The organism is Neisseria sp. HMSC061H08, from assembly GCF_001836795.1.
Lineage (GTDB): Bacteria > Pseudomonadota > Gammaproteobacteria > Burkholderiales > Neisseriaceae > Neisseria > Neisseria subflava_A.
In genome coordinates this window covers 71,330-90,758 of record NZ_KV830575.1, presented here as the reverse complement: position 1 = coordinate 90,758, position 19,429 = coordinate 71,330, and the positions used below count along the sequence as shown (strand labels likewise).

The window sequence follows — 19,429 nt, the reverse complement described above, 5'->3', positions numbered from 1 at the left end:
GGTACTGAATGAGTAATACAACCGTAGCGCAATTTGCCGCCGAACTAAACCGCCCCGTCGATGATTTGCTTAAACAATTGAAAGAAGCCGGGGTCAACAAAAACAGTGGTAATGACAGCATAACCACTGACGACAAACAACTGTTGACTGCTTACCTGCAAAAGAAAAACGGCAGCAATAGCGGCACCATCAGCATCCGCCGCAAAAAAACCGAAGTCAGCACCGTTGATGGCGTAAAAGTGGAAACACGCCGCCGCAGCCGTGCCGTTACCATTCCTTCTTCCGAAGAATTGGCAGCGGAAGCCAAAGCCAAAGTAGCAGCGGAAAACCAAAAAGCCGAAGCAGAAAAAGCAGCCGCCCAAGCTGCCGAAGAAAAAGCCAAAGCTGAAGCAGAAGCTGCCGCCAAAGCCGAAGCCCGTGCCAAAGCAGAGGCTGAAGCAGCCAGACTGAAAGCAGCCAAAGCCGCACCAAAAGCGGAAGGCAAACCTGCCGAAGCCCAAAAAGAAGAAGCCAAACCGGTTGAAGCCGTAGAAGCCAAGGCCGAAGCAAAAGTTGAAGCTAAAGCAGACAACAAGCCGTCTGAAAAATCCGTTGAAGCTGAAAAACCAGCCGAAGCCAAGAAACCTGCCAAAGCCAAACAAGACAAAGGCGGCAAAGGCAAAGAAGCGAAAAAGGCAGCCAAACCTGCCGCTCCTGCCGTACCGCAACCTGTCGTCAGCGTGGAAGAACAGGCTCAACGCGATGAAGAAGCCCGTCGTGCCGCCGCCCTGCGTGCGCATCAAGAAGCCTTGTTGAAAGAAAAACAAGAGCGTCAAGCACGCCGTGAAGCCATGAAACAACAGGCCGATCAAGACTCAAAACCTACTAAAGAAGCCAAATCAGGCGAACGCAATAAACCTGCCGAGAAAGCAAAAGCGGCATCCGGCGAAGGCAAATCCGAACACAACGCGCGCGGTAAAAAAGAAGACCGTCGTGACCGTGACGAAGAAAACCAAGGCCGTAACGCCAAAGGCAAAGGCGGCAAAGGTGGTCGCGACCGCAACAATGCACGCAATGGCGACGACGATCGCGTACGCGGCGGTAAAAAAGGCAAAAAACTCAAACTTGAGCCAAACCAACACGCCTTCCAAGCGCCGACCGAACCTGTCGTACACGAAGTTTTGGTACCTGAAACCATTACCGTTGCCGACTTGGCACACAAAATGGCCGTTAAAGGCGTCGAAGTGGTTAAAGCCCTGATGAAAATGGGCATGATGGTAACCATTAACCAATCTATCGACCAAGACACTGCCCTGATTGTAGTGGAAGAACTCGGCCACATCGGCAAACCTGCTGCAGCCGACGACCCTGAAGCATTCCTGGATGAAGGCGTTGAAGCAGTTGAAGCCGAAGCATTGCCGCGTCCACCGGTTGTTACCGTGATGGGTCACGTTGACCACGGTAAAACTTCCCTGCTGGACTACATCCGCCGCGCCAAAGTGGTACAAGGCGAAGCGGGTGGCATTACCCAACACATCGGTGCATACCACGTTGAAACCCCTCGCGGCGTGATTACTTTCTTGGATACTCCGGGTCACGAAGCGTTTACCGCAATGCGTGCGCGCGGTGCGAAAGCAACCGATATCGTGATCCTCGTGGTTGCCGCCGACGACGGCGTGATGCCGCAAACCATCGAGGCAATTGCCCACGCTAAAGCCGCCGGCGTACCAATTGTGGTTGCCGTCAACAAAATCGATAAAGAAGCCGCCAACCCTGAGCGTATCCGCCAAGAGCTGACCGCACACGAAGTCGTGCCTGACGAATGGGGCGGCGATGTACAGTTTATCGACGTTTCCGCTAAAAAAGGTCTGAACATCGATGCATTGCTCGAAGCAGTCTTGCTCGAAGCTGAAGTTTTGGAACTGACTGCCCCTGTCGATGCACCTGCAAAAGGTATCATCGTTGAGGCTCGACTGGACAAAGGCCGCGGCGCAGTTGCCACATTGCTGGTACAAAGCGGTACGCTGAAAAAAGGCGATATGCTGCTGGCCGGTACTGCATTCGGTAAAATCCGTGCAATGGTTGACGAAAACGGCAAAGCCATCAATGAAGCCGGTCCGTCTATCCCTGTCGAAATCCTCGGCTTGTCCGACGTACCGAACGCAGGCGAAGATGCAATGGTATTGGCCGACGAGAAAAAAGCGCGCGAAATCGCCCTCTTCCGTCAAGGCAAATACCGCGACGTGCGCTTGGCCAAACAACAGGCCGCAAAACTGGAAAACATGTTCAACAACATGGGCGAAAACCAAGCCCAATCCTTGTCTGTCATCATCAAAGCAGACGTACAAGGTTCTTACGAAGCTTTGGCGGGCAGCCTGAAAAAACTGTCCACAGACGAAGTGAAAGTGAACGTGTTGCACAGCGGCGTTGGCGGTATTACCGAATCTGATGTCAACTTGGCCATCGCTTCCGGCGCATTCATCATCGGCTTTAACGTCCGTGCAGATGCTTCCGCACGCAAACTGGCTGAGAATGAAAACGTGGAAATCCGTTACTACAACATCATTTACGATGCCATCGACGATGTGAAAGCCGCCATGAGCGGTATGCTCTCTCCGGAAGAGAAAGAGCAAGTAACCGGCACGGTCGAAATCCGTCAGGTTATCTCCGTTTCCAAAGTCGGCAACATTGCAGGCTGTATGGTTACCGACGGTGTGGTCAAACGCGATTCCCATGTCCGCCTCATCCGCAACAACGTGGTTATCCATACAGGCGAGCTGTCTTCTTTGAAACGCTACAAAGACGACGTCAAAGAAGTCCGCATGGGCTTTGAATGTGGTCTGATGCTCAAAGGCTACAACGAGATTATGGAAGGCGATCAACTCGAATGTTTCGACATCGTCGAAGTTGCCCGTACTCTATAATCAGACAGGCCGTCTGAAAAATCAGAAGCAGGTTTTGCAATGCGAAACCTGCTTCTTTTTTTCAGACGGCCTTTTTACAACCATCCATAGTTTGAAACTATGAAAATTGATGTGTGGTATATAAGAAACAAAACAGCCATACAAGGCAAAGCCATTTAGCAAAGGAATAGACGGCAGACAAAGCCTGATAAGTCTCTCTATATATTGTCATATCTTAACGTTTCTGTTGTTTTTATCAAATTTCGGCACTAGTATATACAGCCGAAACACAATACAAATTAAGCAATACCAGCCATATGCCGAATACGTTTACTTCCTTGTTACTCTCATCAATATCTAAAGAAAATATCATGACAATCGAAAAAGCAATGCGCACCCCCAATGCGCAATTTGAATTACGACATTTAGAGCAATTACAACCTTCCTTCCTTGAACAAGTAACGATAGGCACGTCGGAAGATGACGTTTATTATGTAACCCTCAGTGACGATATAATCATTGAAAACCCAAATAGCGGCGATGATACGGTTTGCAGCAACGTCAGCTATACCCTTCCAAACCACGTTGAAAACCTTGTTTTGACCGGTACAGCCAACATTTTCGGCGCTGGCAACAACAGCAACAACATCCTCATCGGCAATGAAGGCCGCAACCGTCTTAACAGCGGGCGCGGTGACGACATCGTTTACGGCGGCGGTGGCGACGATGTCATCAATGGCGGCGAAGGCAACGACCTTCTTTTCGGCGAAACAGGCAATGACATCCTCAACGGCGAAGCAGGCAACGATGTGCTTGAAGGTGGCGAAGGCGACGATACCTACCTTTTCTCTGCAAAAAGCGAGCAAGACACCATCATCGATAATCAAGGCCACAACAGCATCCGCTTTCATACCGATCTAAGCCTTAACGATTTAACCGTTGAAGTCCAAAACAACGAGACCGGCGGTTACGACTGGCTGATTGCCGTAAAAAACAGCAACGCCGTTTTAACCATCAAAAACCAATACGCTCAAAACGGTACAACACCGGCAGTCTCCCACTTCATCATTGGCACACAAAAACTGGATGTAAACAACTTTGCCAAATATTTCGATATTTCCCTGACTGAGCATACCGAAATCGGTCAGACCATCGATGGCAGTGACGACAATGACTACCTGATCGGCACATCCGGCGACGATATTATCGACGGCAAAGCCAGTGCCGACATTATGGAAGGCGGGGACGGCAATGACACTTACTACGTTGATGATGTAAAAGACGTGGTAATTGAACAGGCTGGCGGCGGCGAAGATACCGTATTCAGCAGCATTTCCCACACCGCTGCTACCCACGTTGAAAATGTTACCTTGACCGGCTCGGCCAATATTTTTGCCGCCGGCAACAACAGCAATAACATTCTGACCGGTAACGAAGGCCGCAACCGCCTCAACAGCGGACGCGGTGATGATACCGTTTACGGCATGGGTGGCAACGACAACCTCAACGGCGGCGAGGGCAACGATTATCTGGATGGCGGCGACGGCAACGATGTCATCAACGGTGATGCAGGCGACGATGTTTTGGTGGGCGGCAACGGTAAAGACATTCTGAAAGGCGGAGCCGGAAACGATACCTATATCTACGGCGACAACGATACCATTATCGACAACCAAGGCATCAATACCCTCAAGTTTTCAGACGGCCTGAACAATGCCAAGCTCAACCTGAAGGCCATTCATAACGACGACGGCAGCCAAAGTTGGGAAATTACTTCGGAGCAAGGTTCAGCACTGATTCAAAACCAAATCGGCGCTGATGGCAGCATTTCCATCGACCGTTTCCAGTTCAACGACCAAACCTACACTGCCGCGCAGTTTCAACAAGCCTTCCAAGCGCTGAAAGGTGAAACCATCAAATTTGTCGGCACAAACGGCGACGATACCTTGCATGGCAATGCAGGCAACAATGAAATCGACGGCGGCAACGACGGCCATGACACCCTCTATGGCCACGACGGAGATGACATCTTGCGCGAACACAGCGAAACCTATTACGGCAACGAACCTGCTTCCGACGATAAACTCTATGGCGGCAACGGTAACGACAAACTCTATGCCCATGTAGGTGCAGACTTACTCGACGGCGGCACAGGCAATGATTATCTTGAAGGCGGCGAACACAACGATACCTATGTTTTCGGCAAAGGTTACGGTCACGACACCATTTTCGACTTCAACTTCGGTTTTGATAGCAAAGCAAGCCTACACAGACTCAACGCCAACGTCGTTAAATTTACCGGCGGCATTACCCTTGACGACCTCGAAATTACCGTTGAAAAAGGTTACGACAAAACCAGTGTTGCCAACATGCCCGACAGCTCTCAATTTGTGACCAATCCCCTGCTGGATGGCAACACATGGCATATCCGTATTAAAGGTACAGATGATGTTTTAACCATCAAAAACCAAAGCGGCATTTACGGTGCGATTTCCGAATTTCAGTTTGACGGCAATACCTCATACAGCACGGGCGAGCTAATCAACCACTTCAAACTGTCTATCCCGCACATGATCGGTAACACAAACATCGTCCAATACACCGGCCAACCCGTTGAAGAACTCAACCGTAATGTGTACAACAACTTCAACCACACCATCCACGCCGATAGCGACAACAGCGATTTAGATTTGTCGCGTTACACTTCTGTTGTCGAATACAGGGGCAATCGCAGCGATGAAACCATTACTTTGGGCCGAGGCATAAACATCGTCGATACGGCCGGCGGCAACGACAACATTACCGACCCGGGTGCCGACAACACCGTCATCATGTTTGGCAGAAACAGCGGCAACGACACCTTTAATCCGTATGGCGGCAGCGATACCCAAGTCCTTTTCAAAGAAGGGCTGACGCTGAAAGATTTACAGTTGAAAACCGGCGATAATTGGGTCTTAACCATCAAAGATACAGGCGACACCCTGACCATCCATGACATTGCCAACAATAATGTCGACAGCTTTGTATTCGGAAACGGTAAGAGCTACACCGCCGACGAAATCAGCAAAGCACTGATGACTGAAAATACACAAAACAACGGTATCCTGTAAAACTCAAAGGCCGTCTGAAACCTTAATTCAGACGGCCTTAGTCCTTTGCTGATTTATTTATCGTTCTGCTATATAATTATTCTCATTCGAATTCACAAGAAAGAATAAAAATGGATGCCTTAAATCTCCTCACTACGCGTCGCTCTTCCAAAAAACTGACTGCTCCGGCACCCAATGCCGAGCAACTGGAACAAATGCTGCAAGCGGCAACACAAGTACCCGATCACGGCAATATGCGCCCTTTCCGCTTTACCGTTATTCAAAGCGAAGCCGGATTGGAACGTTTCCGCAGTCTTTTAAGCAAGACCGTTACCGAACTAAACTTCGGCGATGACGCCATGAAAAAAGCCGAACGCGTCGGCAACATGGCGCCTATGATTATCGGCGTTACATTTACGCCAAACCGTGAAGTGGCAAAACCTAAACCTGAATGGGAACAAATGTTGACTGCCGGCTGCGCCGCCTATGCTTTACAACTGGCTGCTTCTGCTCAAGGCTTCGACAATGTTTGGATTACGGGCATGTGGGTCAACAGCCCATTGTTGCGCGAAGCATTTGAGTGTGCCGACAAAGACAAAATCATTGGCCTGATGATGATTGGTTCGCCGACCGAAGAAGGAAGCGGCCCGAAAAATACCAACTTAGAATGTTTTACAACTTATTGGTAAAGCCTGAAAATACTAAGGCCGTCTGAAAAACCTGATTTAATGGTTTTCAGACGGCCTTTTTATGTCTCTTGTCAAAATATCAAACAGGATTCATAAACGCTTCAACTTCTTCCAAAGAAATATCCGCCGTCGCGCCATGACGTGAAGCAACCAATGCACCCAGCGCACAAGCAAAAGCAATGGCTTCTTGAGGAGGCGCATTGTTCAACAGTTTGTAAGTCAAACCGCCAAGAAAGCTGTCGCCGGAGCCGACGGTATCCACCACTTTGACGCGGAAACCGCAATGACGGTATAACTCGCCATCCTTATACAAAACCGCGCCATGGCTTCCCAAAGTCACGCAAAGGATTTTGACGCCGGTCAGCTCAACGAGGTAGCTGATATTTTGCTCGATACTGTGATAAGGAGAGCCATAAGCCGCAGCCAATTCATACAACTCATCATCATTGAGTTTGACCATATCGGACTGTTTCATGGTCTCAAGCAAGCGGTCAATATCGTAATGAGGCTTACGCAGATTAACGTCAAAAATTTTAAATTTGGCTTCTTTCAGCAAAACCGCCAAGCTTTTACGCGAAACTTCATCGCGGGTTGCCAAGCTGCCAAAAACGAAAGCATCTGATTCTGCCACACGTTTGATTGCCGCATCATTAACCGCAATCCTGTCCCACGCGCAAGGATAAACAATCTCATAAGACGCACTGCCAGACTTGTCCAAGTGTACTTTCACCAAGCTGGTCGCACATTCGTGACAAACCTGCAAATAATCAGTATTGACGTTTTTACTTTGAATTTGACGTAGCAATTCCTCACCATCGGCATCATCGCCGCGACGGCTGATGATGGCAGCATCGATACCCAAAGACTGCAAACGGACAGCAACATTCAAGGGCGCGCCACCCAATACCTTTCCATTTGGAAAATCGTCCCACAGCACTTCGCCGAAACTGGTTACTTTCATTCTTGGCCTTCCTTTTTTGAGGTTGATTGGCAGGGTCTGCACTCCCGACAGATTTTTTGCAAATCATGTACTTGTAGTAAAACTCCAGCATCGGGGGCAAAAGTATTATGTTTTAAAATATTAGGACTGACAAGCAATTAAGGGAATATCAGACAATAAACTTGATTCATCACAAAACTATATTGTTCCTATTTTTTCTTTTTCTTTCACGTTTATCCCCTCTTATTTCATTAAAACAAAACATTCTGAAATTTAAATACAAAAGGCTGTCTGAAAACTGATTCAATCAATTTTCAGACAGCCTTTATTGAAGTATTACAGCGATTAAACTACAACTTCTTCTTTTTTCTTCACTTCTTTGGCAATGTTCTCACGGCTCAAGCCAAACATCAGCAAGAGCGGGCTGGCAACCAATACGGAAGAGTAAATACCGAACACGATACCGATGGTCAGCGCCATAGAGAAACCGTGCAAGGCTGCACCGCCAAACACCAGCATAGAAACAACCATTGCCTCGGTCGAACCGTGGGTAATGATGGTACGGCTCATGGTTGCAGTAATCGCGTTGTCGATGACCTCCGGCACAGTGTGGCCGCGCATATGCGGCTTACGGAAGTTTTCACGAATACGGTCAAACACTACCACGGATTCGTTTACGGAATAACCCAAAACAGCCAAGATACCTGCCAAGACAGTCAGAGAGAATTCCCATTGGAAGAAGGCAAAACAGCCGAGAATAATCACGATATCGTGCATATTCGCAATAATCGCGGACACTGCAAAACGCCACTCAAAACGCATGGACAAGTAAATAATAATACCTGCCACTACGAAGCCCAATGCCATCAAACCATTGGTAACCAATTCTTCACCGACTTGAGGGCCAATGAATTCGACTTGGCGCAAGGTAACATCAGGATTGTCTTTTTTCAGTAAATCCATCACTTGGTTGGACAGCTGGGCAGACGTTACGCCTTCTTTGTTCGGCAGGCGAATCATGATGTGCTTGTTCGTACCCAATGCCTGAACCTGTACATCACCCATTTTCAGCGTATCGAGGCGTTCGCGCGTTTTATTCACATCCACGCCCTGCTGATATTGGACTTCCATCACCGTACCGCCGGTAAATTCGACGGAGAAATTCAGGCCTTTGGTTACCAAAAAGAACACGGCAGCGATAAACGTAACCAACGAAATAAAGGTCGTCAGTTTGCCGTAGCTCATAAACGGAATATCGCGTTTGATTTTAAATAATTCCATGTTTTACTCCTTGCCTTCTGCCATTTCAGCTTTCGGCTTCCATACCGAACCGATGGAAATATTTTGCAATTTGCGACGACGGCCGTACCACAGGTTAACCAAAGCACGGAACACGACCACAGACGAGTACATCGAGGTCAGAATACCGATACAGTGCACAACGGCAAAACCGCGTACAGGGCCGGAACCGAATACCAACAAAGCGATACCGGCAATCAGGGAGGTCAAGTTGGAGTCGACAATGGTTGCCCAAGCGTGTTGGAAACCGAGGTTGATGGCCTGCTGCGGTGCGACACCGGCACGCAGTTCCTCACGGATACGTTCATTAATCAACACGTTGGAGTCAATCGCCATACCCAAGGTCAAAGCCAAGGCGGCAATACCCGGCAAGGTCAGCGTTGCCTGCATGGCAGACAAAATACCCACCAAAAACAAGATATTGGTACTCAAGGCAATGGTAGAGAAGAAACCCATCAAGCGATAGTAAATCACCATGAATGCAGCAACAGCGGCAAAGCCCCACAAGGTGGAATTGAAACCTTTTTCAATGTTTTCTTTACCCAAAGACGGGCCGATGGTACGTTCTTCGACAATTTGCATAGGCGCAGCCAGCGAGCCGGCACGCAGCAACAATGAAGTATCGTTGGCTTCGGCAGTTGTCATGCTGCCGGAAATCTCCACACGGCCACCGGTAATGGCGGAGCGGATGACAGGCGCAGTCACGACTTCGGATTTACCTTGGTCGATCAACACCATAGCCATACGTTTACCCACATTGGCCGAAGTCAATTCGCCAAAAATGCTGCCACCTGCGCTGTCCAAGCTCAGGCTCACGGCAGGTGCACCCATTTGGTCAAAGCTAGGTTGCGCGTCGTTGATGTTGTCGCCGGTCAATTCAACTTGTTTGTTGACCAAAATAGTTTCCGGATGATCGCCACCGCTTGACAGTAACTCATAACCAGTCGGTACATTACCGTTTAAGGCTTCTTGAAGTTTAATCGGATCGTCTTCCACCATGCGTACTTCCAAAGTCGCGGTACGACCGATAATGTCTTTGGCTTTGGCAGTATCTTGCACGCCCGGCAGCTGTACAACAATGCGGTCAAGACCGGATTGTTGGATAACCGGTTCTGCCACACCCAATTCGTTCACACGGTTGTGCAAAGTGTTGATGTTTTGTTTTACCGCATCAGAACGTACTTTATTGATCGCCTCTTCAGACAGAGTCAGCACGATATTGTTGCCGTCTGCAAGCAAAGTGGCTTCAGGGAACAATTTTTGCAACTGAGGCAAGGCTTTTTGTACATCGGCAGCATCTTGCAAAGGCACGGTCAGACCGTTTTCAGTCTGATGCACCGTGCCGGTACGGATTTTTTCGCGGCGCAATTCGCGGCGGATGTCGCCGGAATAACGTTCAAACGTTTTCTGCATCGCGGCTTTCATGTCCACCTGCATGGTGAAATGTACGCCGCCGCGCAAGTCCAGACCCAGGAACATCGGATTGGCTTTGATTTTCGCCATCCACTCAGGGCTGTCTGCCAACAGGTTGAGCGCGGTAATATAGCCCTCGCCCAAAGTGTTTTCGATGACATCACGCGCTTTCAATTGCGTTTCGGTATCTTTGAAACGCACTTTCAGCGAGTTGTCGACGATGAACATACCATCAGTCTGAATACCCGCCTGTTTCAGCGCGGCATCCACTTTAGACTGGGTTTGATCGTTGATCACGATGGCTTGTCGGTTGGTCGATACCTGTACAGCAGGCGTTTCACCGAAAAGGTTGGGCAGCGAGTAAACAGCCGCAACCACAATCGTGAACGCAATCAGCAGGTATTTCCATAAAGGATAACGGTTCATGGTAAACCTTTGCTTTATTTATAAAGGCAAACAGCCGCACTCGGAAAATGAGGCGGCTTTTTGCAAAAAAACGGATTATTCGGCTTTCGCGGCAATCGCGTTGCGCTCAACTTCCACTTCGATTTTCGCACCTTGACCGATGTCGACAGTGTAGAATTGCTCGCCGACTTTGGTCACGCGGCCTTTGAAACCTGCCGCCAAAACGACTTTATCGCCGACTTTCAAAGCGGCCAACATCGCTTGGTGCGCTTTGAATTTCTTTTGTTGAGGACGCATAATCAGGAAGTAAAACACCACCATGATCAGCACTAAAGGGGCAAATTGAGCCACTGCTTGATTCATAATATATCCGTTCTTTCAAGTTTTAGATTAAGTAAAAAACTGCACACTGCAATCAAACACATTGGTTGGACTGCAAAATTGAGCTATTCTAAAGGCCGTCTGAAAAATTTCCAAGTATTTCCGTATTTATTAACCATATTTAGCAGTCTTTACGACTTGTCCGACACATACCGTTCCATGTTCAAAAAAATCCTTTGGCGCATCAGCACCCGCCTGCGCCGTTTGTTTGGCAAAAACGCCCGCACCGTATGGATTTCGCATCCGATATTCCTACAGCACCAGCCGGGGCCCAACCATCCCGACAGGCCCGAACGCATCAGCGCCATTCAAACCGCCTTAAAACAAGAAGGCATTTGGCGTCGCCTGCAAACCGCCGAAGCACCGGAAATCAAAGATGCGCAGCTGGCATTGGTCCACTCGCGTAACTATCTGCACGAATTGGAAGCCGCCCAGCCGCTCCCCGGTAAAATCCACCGTATCGACGACGATACCGTCATCTGCCACGACTCCCTCCAAGCCGCCCGTTTTGCGGCCGGCGCCGTCGTCAAGGCAGTCGATATGGTGATGAACAAAAAGGCCTGGCATGCTTTTTGCGCCATCCGCCCGCCAGGCCACCATGCCCACAGCAACAGCGCCGGCGGCTTTTGCCTGATCAACAACGTTGCCGCCGGCGTGATGCATGCCATTGCCCAATACCGCTTGCAACGCATCGCCGTCATCGATTTCGACGTCCACTTCGGCGATGGTACGGCGGAGATTCTCCAAGACGATCCGCGCGTGATGTTTTTCAACCTGTTTGAAACCGACATCTTTCCCTTCCCTCAGGCGGAACAATACGCCGGCAATAAGAATATGCTGCATACGCCCCTCAAACCGGGCACAGGCAGCCGTATCTTCCGCACGACCATCCGCAAACAATGGCTGCCCAAGCTCACGGCCTTCCGCCCCGAGTTGGTGTTGCTTTCGGCAGGTTTTGACGGGCACAAACAAGACGAAACAGGCCGTCTGAACCTGCATGAAGCCGACTTTGCCTGGCTGACGCACAAAATCGTCCAAGCAACGGCAAGCTGTCAAGGACGTGTCGTTTCCGTACTGGAGGGCGGATATACCTTGGAATCCATGTCTAAATCCGCTGCCGCCCACATCCGCGTATTGGCTGGCTTAAGCAAGGCCGACTACGTCATCGCCTACCAAAAGCATCTGAAGCGCGGCAAAAGTAACAATCCTACACCATAACGCATTCAAACTATTGCCCCAGGCCGTCTGAAAACAGATTATCCATTTCAGACGGCCTTTTTTTTCATTTACAAACTTTAATTTGAGCAAAGACAAACCATTTCCATATTATCAGTAGTAAAATAACAAACATAAAACATATCAATAAAAACATTTCACACGCCACACTGCTTCCCTTTCCCCAATTGACCGTCTTTTTCAGACGGCCTCCACTTAAAAAAAGGAGCGTTACAATGAAAGCAGCACGTTTTTACAACAAAGGCGACATCCGCATCGAAGACATTCCAGAGCCAACCGTAGCTCCGGGTACTGTCGGCATTAATGTTGCTTGGTGCGGTATCTGCGGTACCGACCTGCACGAATTCATGGAAGGCCCGATTTTCATTCCGCCTTGCGGCCACCCACACCCAATCTCAGGCGAGTCCGCACCCGTAACCATGGGACACGAGTTCTCCGGCGTGGTTTATGCCGTCGGCGAAGGTGTGGACGATATTAAAGTCGGACAACACGTTGTGGTCGAACCCTACATCATCCGCGACGACGTACCGACCGGCGAAGGTAGCAACTACCACCTCTCCAAAGACATGAACTTTATCGGCTTGGGCGGCTGCGGTGGCGGCTTGTCTGAAAAAATCGCCGTCAAACGCCGTTGGGTACACCCTATTTCCGACAAAATCCCATTGGACCAAGCCGCTTTGATTGAGCCTCTGTCCGTCGGCCATCACGCTTATGTCCGTAGCGGCGCGAAAGCAGGCGACGTCGCATTGGTCGGCGGCGCAGGCCCAATCGGTTTGCTGCTTGCCGCCGTGTTGAAAGCCAAAGGCATCAAGGTCATCATCACCGAATTGAGCAAGGCGCGCAAAGACAAAGCCCGCGAATCCGGCGTTGCCGACTACATCCTCGACCCGTCCGAAGTCGATGTCGTTGAAGAAGTGAAAAAACTGACCAACGGCGAAGGCGTGGACGTCGCATTCGAATGCACCAGCGTCAACAAAGTTCTGGATACTTTGGTTGAAGCATGCAAGCCCACGGCCAATTTGGTTATCGTCTCCATCTGGAGCCACCCCGCCACCATCAACGTTCACAGCGTCGTGATGAAAGAGCTGGACGTGCGCGGCACCATCGCCTACTGCAACGACCACGCCGAAACCATCAAACTGGTGGAAGAAGGCAAAATTAACCTCGAACCTTTCATCACCCAGCGCATCAAGCTGGACGAGCTGATTTCCGAAGGCTTCGAGCGTTTGATTCACAACAACGAATCCGCAGTAAAAATCATTGTCAATCCTAATCTTTAATCCCAAGATTTAAAGAATAAACAGGCCGTCTGAAACTTTTCAGACGGCCTGTGTACTTGATAAATTCCCGAATGGCCCAATTCTATACCAACCATTCACTTATCAAGAGTAAAACTCCATGAATCCAAAATATGCCCCACTCTTTCAAACATATACCCTCAATAACGGTGTAACCATCAAAAACCGCCTTGTCGTCGCCCCCATGACCCATTACGGCTCACAAGCCGACGGTTTGATCAGCGACCAAGAGCGTACCTTCCTCAGCAACCGCGCAGGCGATATGGGCTTGTTTATCACTGCCGCCACTTTGGTTCAAAAAGACGGCAAAGCCTTTCACGGCCAACCTGAAGCCACAGGCGAACACTGCCTCGACAGCCTGAAAGAAACCGCACAAATCCTGCAACAACAAGGCGCAAAAGCAATTTTGCAAATCCATCACGGCGGTTCCAAAGCCATTGATGACCTTTTGGACGGTCTCGACAAAATCAGCGCTTCCGCCAGCGAAGCCGAACACACGCGCGAAGCGACCGCAAAAGAAGTCGAAGCACTCATCGCCTCTTATGCGCAAGCCGCCGATTTGGCGCTTCGTGCCGGTTTTGACGGCGTGGAAATCCACGGTGCCAATGCCTATCTGATCCAACAGTTTTACTCTGCCCAAAGCAACCGCCGCAACGACCAATGGGGCGGCAGCTTGGAAAACAGAATGCGCTTCCCGCTCGCCGTTATCGATGCCGTGGTTGCCGTCCGTGAAAAACACCAGCGCGACGACTTCATTATCGGCTACCGCTTCTCTCCCGAAGAACCGGGCGATGACGGCTTGACCATGACTGAAACCGGCGCACTGATTGACGCATTAGTACAAAAACCGCTGCAATATCTGCACGTTTCCCTGTGGGAATTTGATAAAAAAATCCGTCGCGGCGGCGATACCGCCCAAACCCGTATGCAGTTCATCCATGAACGCATCAACGGCAAACTGCCGCTTATCGGCGTGGGCAACCTGTTTACCGCCGACCAAATTTTGGCCGCCTATGAAACCGGCTGGGCAGAATTTATCGCATTGGGCAAAACCGTGATGATTAATCCGCACATCGCCACGCAAATCCGTGAAGGCCGCGAAGATGAAATCGAAACGCAACTCGACTCGACGCGCACCGACCATTACGGCTTCCCCGACACCTTGTGGAGCTCTACCTCCAGCGGTACGCAATCATGGCTGCCGCCGGTAAAAGGCGCAGAATGGAAACCGATGGATATTTAATCATCGATTCATAACCAAAGGCCGTCTGAAACTTTTCAGACGGCCTTTGTCTTAGTGCAAACATTGAATTATCAAGCATTTTTTTGTACAATTCCGCATCTTTCAATCTATTGCAGGGCGTGTTGCACACGCCCTTATTTTAGCCTGTTTTCCAACACCCATACCCTTCAGGCCGTCTGAAAAAGCGGCCTGAAACTTTTTGCAAAGAAAACCATGTCCCAAGAAATCCTCGACCAAGTGCGCCGCCGCCGCACGTTTGCCATCATCTCCCACCCTGACGCGGGTAAAACCACGCTGACCGAAAAACTCTTGCTGTTTTCAGGTGCAATTCAAAGCGCGGGTACGGTAAAAGGCAAGAAAACCGGCAAATTCGCCACCTCCGACTGGATGGAAATCGAGAAGCAACGCGGCATTTCCGTGGCATCCAGCGTGATGCAGTTCGACTACAAAGACCACACCGTCAACCTCTTGGACACGCCGGGACACCAAGACTTCTCCGAAGACACCTACCGCGTTTTGACCGCCGTGGACAGCGCCTTGATGGTCATCGACGCGGCAAAAGGCGTGGAAGCGCAAACCATCAAACTCTTGAACGTCTGCCGCCTGCGCAACACGCCGATTGTGACGTTCATGAACAAATACGACCGCGAAGTGCGCGATTCTTTGGAATTGCTGGACGAAGTGGAAAACATCCTGCAAATCCGCTGCGCGCCCGTAACTTGGCCAATCGGCATGGGCAAAAACTTCAAAGGCGTGTACCACATCCTGAACGATGAAATCTATCTCTTTGAAGCGGGCGGCGAGCGCCTGCCGCACGAGTTCGACATCATCAAAGGCATCGACAATCCCGAATTGGAACAACGCTTTCCGTTGGAAATCCAGCAGCTGCGCGACGAAATCGAATTGGTGCAGGCCGCTTCCAACGAGTTCAATCTCGACGAATTCCTCGCCGGCGAACTCACGCCCGTATTCTTCGGCTCGGCGATTAACAACTTCGGTATTCAGGAAATCCTCAATTCATTGATTGAATGGGCGCCCGCGCCGAAACCGCGCGATGCGACCGTGCGCATGGTCGAGCCGGACGAACCGAAGTTTTCCGGATTTATCTTTAAAATCCAAGCCAATATGGACCCGAAACACCGCGACCGCATCGCCTTCTTGCGCGTCTGCTCCGGTAAGTTCGAGCGCGGCATGAAGATGAAACACCTGCGCATCAACCGCGAAATCGCTGCCTCCAGCGTGGTTACATTCATGTCGCACGACCGCGAGCTGGTGGAAGAAGCCTACGCCGGCGACATCATCGGCATCCCGAACCACGGCAACATCCAAATCGGCGACAGCTTCTCCGAAGGCGAACAACTGGCGTTCACCGGCATTCCCTTCTTCGCACCCGAACTGTTCCGCAGCGTACGCATCAAAAACCCGCTGAAAATCAAGCAACTGCAAAAAGGCCTGCAACAGCTTGGCGAAGAAGGCGCGGTACAGGTCTTCAAACCGATGAGCGGCGCGGATTTGATTTTGGGCGCGGTCGGCGTGTTGCAGTTTGAAGTCGTTACCTCGCGGCTGGCCAACGAATACGGCGTAGAAGCCGTGTTCGACAACGCATCCATCTGGTCGGCGCGCTGGGTATCGTGTGAAGACAAGAAAAAGCTGGCGGAATTTGAAAAAGCCAACGCAGGCAATCTGTCGATAGATGCAGGCGGCAACCTCGCCTACCTCGCGCCTAACCGCGTAAACTTAAATCTGACGCAAGAACGCTGGCCGGACATCGTGTTCCACGAAACACGCGAGCATTCGGTTAAACTGTAAAACACAAAGGCCGTCTGAAACTTTCAGACGGCCTTTTTTTCATTCGATATCAACCCAATAAATCCCAGGCAAACTTTCCAATGGTCAGACACAGCAACAACATAAACCCGTAACGCAGCAGCTTGGTTCCGCTGCGTATTGCCAAGCGCGCGCCGACCACGCCACCGCACAAATTCGCTACCGCCAACGGTATCGCCCATGCCCACACAACATGGCCTTGCGGGATAAAAAATGTCAGCGCGGCAAGATTGGTGGTCGAATTGATGACTTTCGCCGAAGCGTTGGCCGCTAAAAAATCATAGCCGTAAAAGCGGACGAACACGAAAGCCAGCAGGCTGCCCGTTCCCGGCCCGAAAATGCCGTCGTAAAACCCGATTAACGCGCCGAAAAACAAGCCCCATAAGGTTTCGCGACGCGTCAGCTTTTCAGTGCGCACCGTCTGCCCCAAGTCTTTTTTCAAAAAAGTATACAGACACATGGCAATCATGATGACCAACATTGCCGGTTTCATGTATTGCACGGGGAAATACACCACCGTTTTCGCGCCCAAATATGAAGCGGCAAATGCCAAAGCCGCGGCAGGCAGCAACATTTTCCACGGTACGGGGATTCGGCGCAGATATTGCCCCGTCGCGGTCAACGTGCCGCAGCAGGAAGCAAATTTATTGACACCCATCACCGAAGCCACAGGCGTAGCGTTTGGCAATAGGTTGAACAATCCGGGAATCTGCAACAGCCCTCCGCCGCCAACCGCCGCATCCATCAGCCCGGCGGCAAAACCGACCAACACCAGATAATAAAAAAACGAATCTGCAAGCATAATGTCCATCTCTAAAAAGCAAAGCGATTTTGCGCGTGTTTACCTATCCTGACAACCTACAAGGCCGTCTGAAAAACTAGGAACCATATCCTGTTTTCAGACGGCCTTTCTTTTTCAATTCAGCCGCTCAAATTGCAGCTTAAAAATTTTTCCATTAAAATGCCGCCCCCTGTCTTTCCCACACACAACATATTATGGAACATTCTACCCCGACCAAACACACGCCCCGCGACCGAATGGGCATCTTCGCGCATTTCATCTTCGCCAGCCGCTGGCTGCAACTGCCGATTTATCTGGGCTTGATTGTCGCCCAAGGCATTTACGCCTACAAATTCCTCAAATCCTTATGGCATTTGGTCACCAATCTCGGCATCATGGACGAAAACACCATCATGATGGCCGTGTTAAACTTGATTGACGTTGTGATGATTGCCAATCTGCTGACCATGGTCATTATCGGCGGCTACGAAACCTTCGTTTCCCGCCTCCATATTAACGAACATCCCGACCAACCCGAATGGCTCAGCCACGTCAATGCTTCGGTTTTGAAGGTCAAACTGTCGATGTCCATCATCAGCATTTCCTCCATCCATCTGCTGCAAACCTTCCTCAACGCCGCCAATCTGTCGGAAAAACAAATCATGTGGCAATGTATTACCCACATCTGTTTCCTGATTTCCGCCCTCGCCATGGCTTTAACAGACAAAATCGTGTACAGCACGACGCATAAAGCGCATTGATAATAAAAGGCAATCAAAAGGCCGTCTGAAATGTTTCAGACGGCCTTTTGTTATTTGGCAATGTTTACAGCTTATTGCTTACGTTTGTCCCACCAGGCGAACAAATTACCTAAAACCGTTCCCGATACAGAGTGCCAAACGCAGGCAACGGCGGCGGCAACGGCAGACTCGGCATTACCGGGGAAGAATTTAGCGCTCAAACCGGTGGCAAGTCCGGCGTTTTGTACGCCGACTTCGATGGCAAGGGTGCGTTTTTTGGCGGTATTCATGCCAGTCAGCGCGCCGCTGTAATAGCCGAGGGTGTAGCCGCCGATGTTGTGGGCAGCGATGGCGAGTACCATAACGAAGGCGGACTCGGCGAAACGATGGCCGTGAACGGCAGCAACACCGCCGACAATACAGGCAAATGCGACAACGGCAACAGCCGGCATAATCGCGCGCACGTCTTCAAACCAGTGTTTTTTATGTAGCAAGATATTGGCGGCAGAACCGATAACGACGGGCAACAGGGTAACGAGCAGCATAAATTTGAACATACCCCAGCCGTCCATTTCGACGGTTTGTCCGACTAAATAAGTCATCCACAGCGGCGTCATCACAGGCGCGAGGACGGTGGAAACAGTGGTCATGCCAACCGAAAAGGCAACATCGCCTTTAGCCAAAAAACTCATGATATTGGACGAAACGCCGCCCGGACAAGTACCGACCAAAACCAAACCCAGCGTCAATCCGGGCGACAGGTCAAAGGCTCTGGCAATACCGATGGCGAGCAGCGGCATAATCGTGTATTGGGCGATGGCGCCGATAAAAATATCGAGCGGACGTTGCGCCAAAATTTGATAATCCTCTTTGCCCAAAGTCATGCCCATACCCAGCATGATGATGCCGAGTACGACGACTTGCGTATCGCCTTTTACCCATGAAAAAGTGGCAGGTTCGATAAAGGCGATGATGGAGGCAAGGACGATAATCAGGGCGGTGAAGCGGGTCATTTGCCGACTGACTGCGGTCAAAAAGTTCATGTTTTTACTCCTTTGTATGTTTTTATCATGACAAGAATTGCCATAATTTAACACATGTTAACTCTTGTGCGCAATTACAGTAACGAAACAGGAAATCCGCCATCCAATAATGTTTATAGTGGATTAAATTTAAATCAGGACAAGGCGACGAAGCCGCAGACAG

General features: G+C 50.2%; 14 protein-coding genes. 8 read left to right on the top strand and 6 right to left on the bottom strand.

The features are described 5' to 3' along the window. The first annotated feature begins 8 nt into the window (after positions 1 to 8). The 3 genes from infB to HMPREF2675_RS05525 all read left to right on the top strand — a co-directional run bounded on the left by infB (position 9) and on the right by HMPREF2675_RS05525 (position 6,660). The gene (gene infB / locus HMPREF2675_RS05535) at positions 9 to 2,903 is read left to right on the top strand and encodes a translation initiation factor IF-2 (protein ID WP_070625920.1); all 2,895 of its coding nucleotides are present in this window, start codon (positions 9 to 11) and stop codon (positions 2,901 to 2,903) included. Positions 2,904 to 3,253: 350 nt separating this feature from the next. Next, positions 3,254 to 5,992 (top strand): calcium-binding protein, encoded by a 2,739-nt coding sequence (locus HMPREF2675_RS05530; RefSeq protein WP_070814331.1) that lies wholly within the window; start codon positions 3,254 to 3,256, stop codon positions 5,990 to 5,992. A gap of 110 nt (positions 5,993 to 6,102) precedes the next feature. Further along, positions 6,103 to 6,660, top strand: a complete 558-nt coding sequence (locus HMPREF2675_RS05525) for a nitroreductase family protein (RefSeq protein WP_070814330.1) — start codon at positions 6,103 to 6,105, stop codon at positions 6,658 to 6,660. 79 nt (positions 6,661 to 6,739) lie between these two features. Here HMPREF2675_RS05525 and HMPREF2675_RS05520 read toward each other — a convergent pair whose 3' ends face one another. The 4 genes from HMPREF2675_RS05520 to yajC all read right to left on the bottom strand — a co-directional run bounded on the left by HMPREF2675_RS05520 (position 6,740) and on the right by yajC (position 11,080). Next, a complete protein-coding gene (locus HMPREF2675_RS05520) occupies positions 6,740 to 7,621 on the bottom strand; it encodes a carbohydrate kinase family protein (RefSeq protein ID WP_070814329.1) in 882 nt (293 codons plus the stop codon). Between the two features lie 324 nt (positions 7,622 to 7,945). Then, complete coding sequence (secF, locus tag HMPREF2675_RS05515) at positions 7,946 to 8,881, bottom strand: protein translocase subunit SecF (protein ID WP_003686183.1); 936 nt, start codon at positions 8,879 to 8,881, stop codon at positions 7,946 to 7,948. Between the two features lie 3 nt (positions 8,882 to 8,884). Continuing rightward, positions 8,885 to 10,738 carry a protein translocase subunit SecD gene (secD, locus tag HMPREF2675_RS05510; RefSeq protein WP_070814328.1) on the bottom strand — a complete coding sequence of 618 codons (1,854 nt, stop codon included), beginning with the start codon at positions 10,736 to 10,738 and terminating at the stop codon, positions 8,885 to 8,887. 75 nt (positions 10,739 to 10,813) lie between these two features. After that, complete coding sequence (gene yajC / locus HMPREF2675_RS05505; RefSeq protein ID WP_003675720.1) at positions 10,814 to 11,080, bottom strand: preprotein translocase subunit YajC; 267 nt, start codon at positions 11,078 to 11,080, stop codon at positions 10,814 to 10,816. A gap of 177 nt (positions 11,081 to 11,257) precedes the next feature. Here yajC and HMPREF2675_RS05500 point away from each other — a divergent pair, with 177 nt between their 5' ends. The 4 genes from HMPREF2675_RS05500 to HMPREF2675_RS05485 all read left to right on the top strand — a co-directional run bounded on the left by HMPREF2675_RS05500 (position 11,258) and on the right by HMPREF2675_RS05485 (position 16,684). Continuing rightward, positions 11,258 to 12,316 carry a histone deacetylase family protein gene (locus HMPREF2675_RS05500; protein ID WP_070814327.1) on the top strand — a complete coding sequence of 353 codons (1,059 nt, stop codon included), beginning with the start codon at positions 11,258 to 11,260 and terminating at the stop codon, positions 12,314 to 12,316. Between the two features lie 233 nt (positions 12,317 to 12,549). Then, on the top strand, positions 12,550 to 13,614 hold the full coding sequence (locus HMPREF2675_RS05495; protein ID WP_003686191.1) for a 2,3-butanediol dehydrogenase: 1,065 nt from the start codon (positions 12,550 to 12,552) through the stop codon (positions 13,612 to 13,614). Between the two features lie 118 nt (positions 13,615 to 13,732). Continuing rightward, the gene (locus tag HMPREF2675_RS05490) at positions 13,733 to 14,875 is read left to right on the top strand and encodes an NADH-dependent flavin oxidoreductase (RefSeq protein WP_070814326.1); all 1,143 of its coding nucleotides are present in this window, start codon (positions 13,733 to 13,735) and stop codon (positions 14,873 to 14,875) included. A 213-nt stretch (positions 14,876 to 15,088) separates the two neighbouring features. Beyond that, on the top strand, positions 15,089 to 16,684 hold the full coding sequence (locus tag HMPREF2675_RS05485; RefSeq protein ID WP_049323856.1) for a peptide chain release factor 3: 1,596 nt from the start codon (positions 15,089 to 15,091) through the stop codon (positions 16,682 to 16,684). A 49-nt stretch (positions 16,685 to 16,733) separates the two neighbouring features. Here the strand turns inward: HMPREF2675_RS05485 and HMPREF2675_RS05480 are convergent, their stop codons facing one another. Continuing rightward, on the bottom strand, positions 16,734 to 17,504 hold the full coding sequence (locus tag HMPREF2675_RS05480; protein WP_070814484.1) for a sulfite exporter TauE/SafE family protein: 771 nt from the start codon (positions 17,502 to 17,504) through the stop codon (positions 16,734 to 16,736). Between the two features lie 194 nt (positions 17,505 to 17,698). Here HMPREF2675_RS05480 and HMPREF2675_RS05475 point away from each other — a divergent pair, with 194 nt between their 5' ends. Beyond that, complete coding sequence (locus HMPREF2675_RS05475; protein ID WP_070814325.1) at positions 17,699 to 18,244, top strand: TIGR00645 family protein; 546 nt, start codon at positions 17,699 to 17,701, stop codon at positions 18,242 to 18,244. A gap of 71 nt (positions 18,245 to 18,315) precedes the next feature. Here HMPREF2675_RS05475 and HMPREF2675_RS05470 read toward each other — a convergent pair whose 3' ends face one another. After that, on the bottom strand, positions 18,316 to 19,266 hold the full coding sequence (locus HMPREF2675_RS05470; protein WP_070814324.1) for a bile acid:sodium symporter family protein: 951 nt from the start codon (positions 19,264 to 19,266) through the stop codon (positions 18,316 to 18,318). Between the last annotated feature and the right edge of the window lie 163 nt (positions 19,267 to 19,429).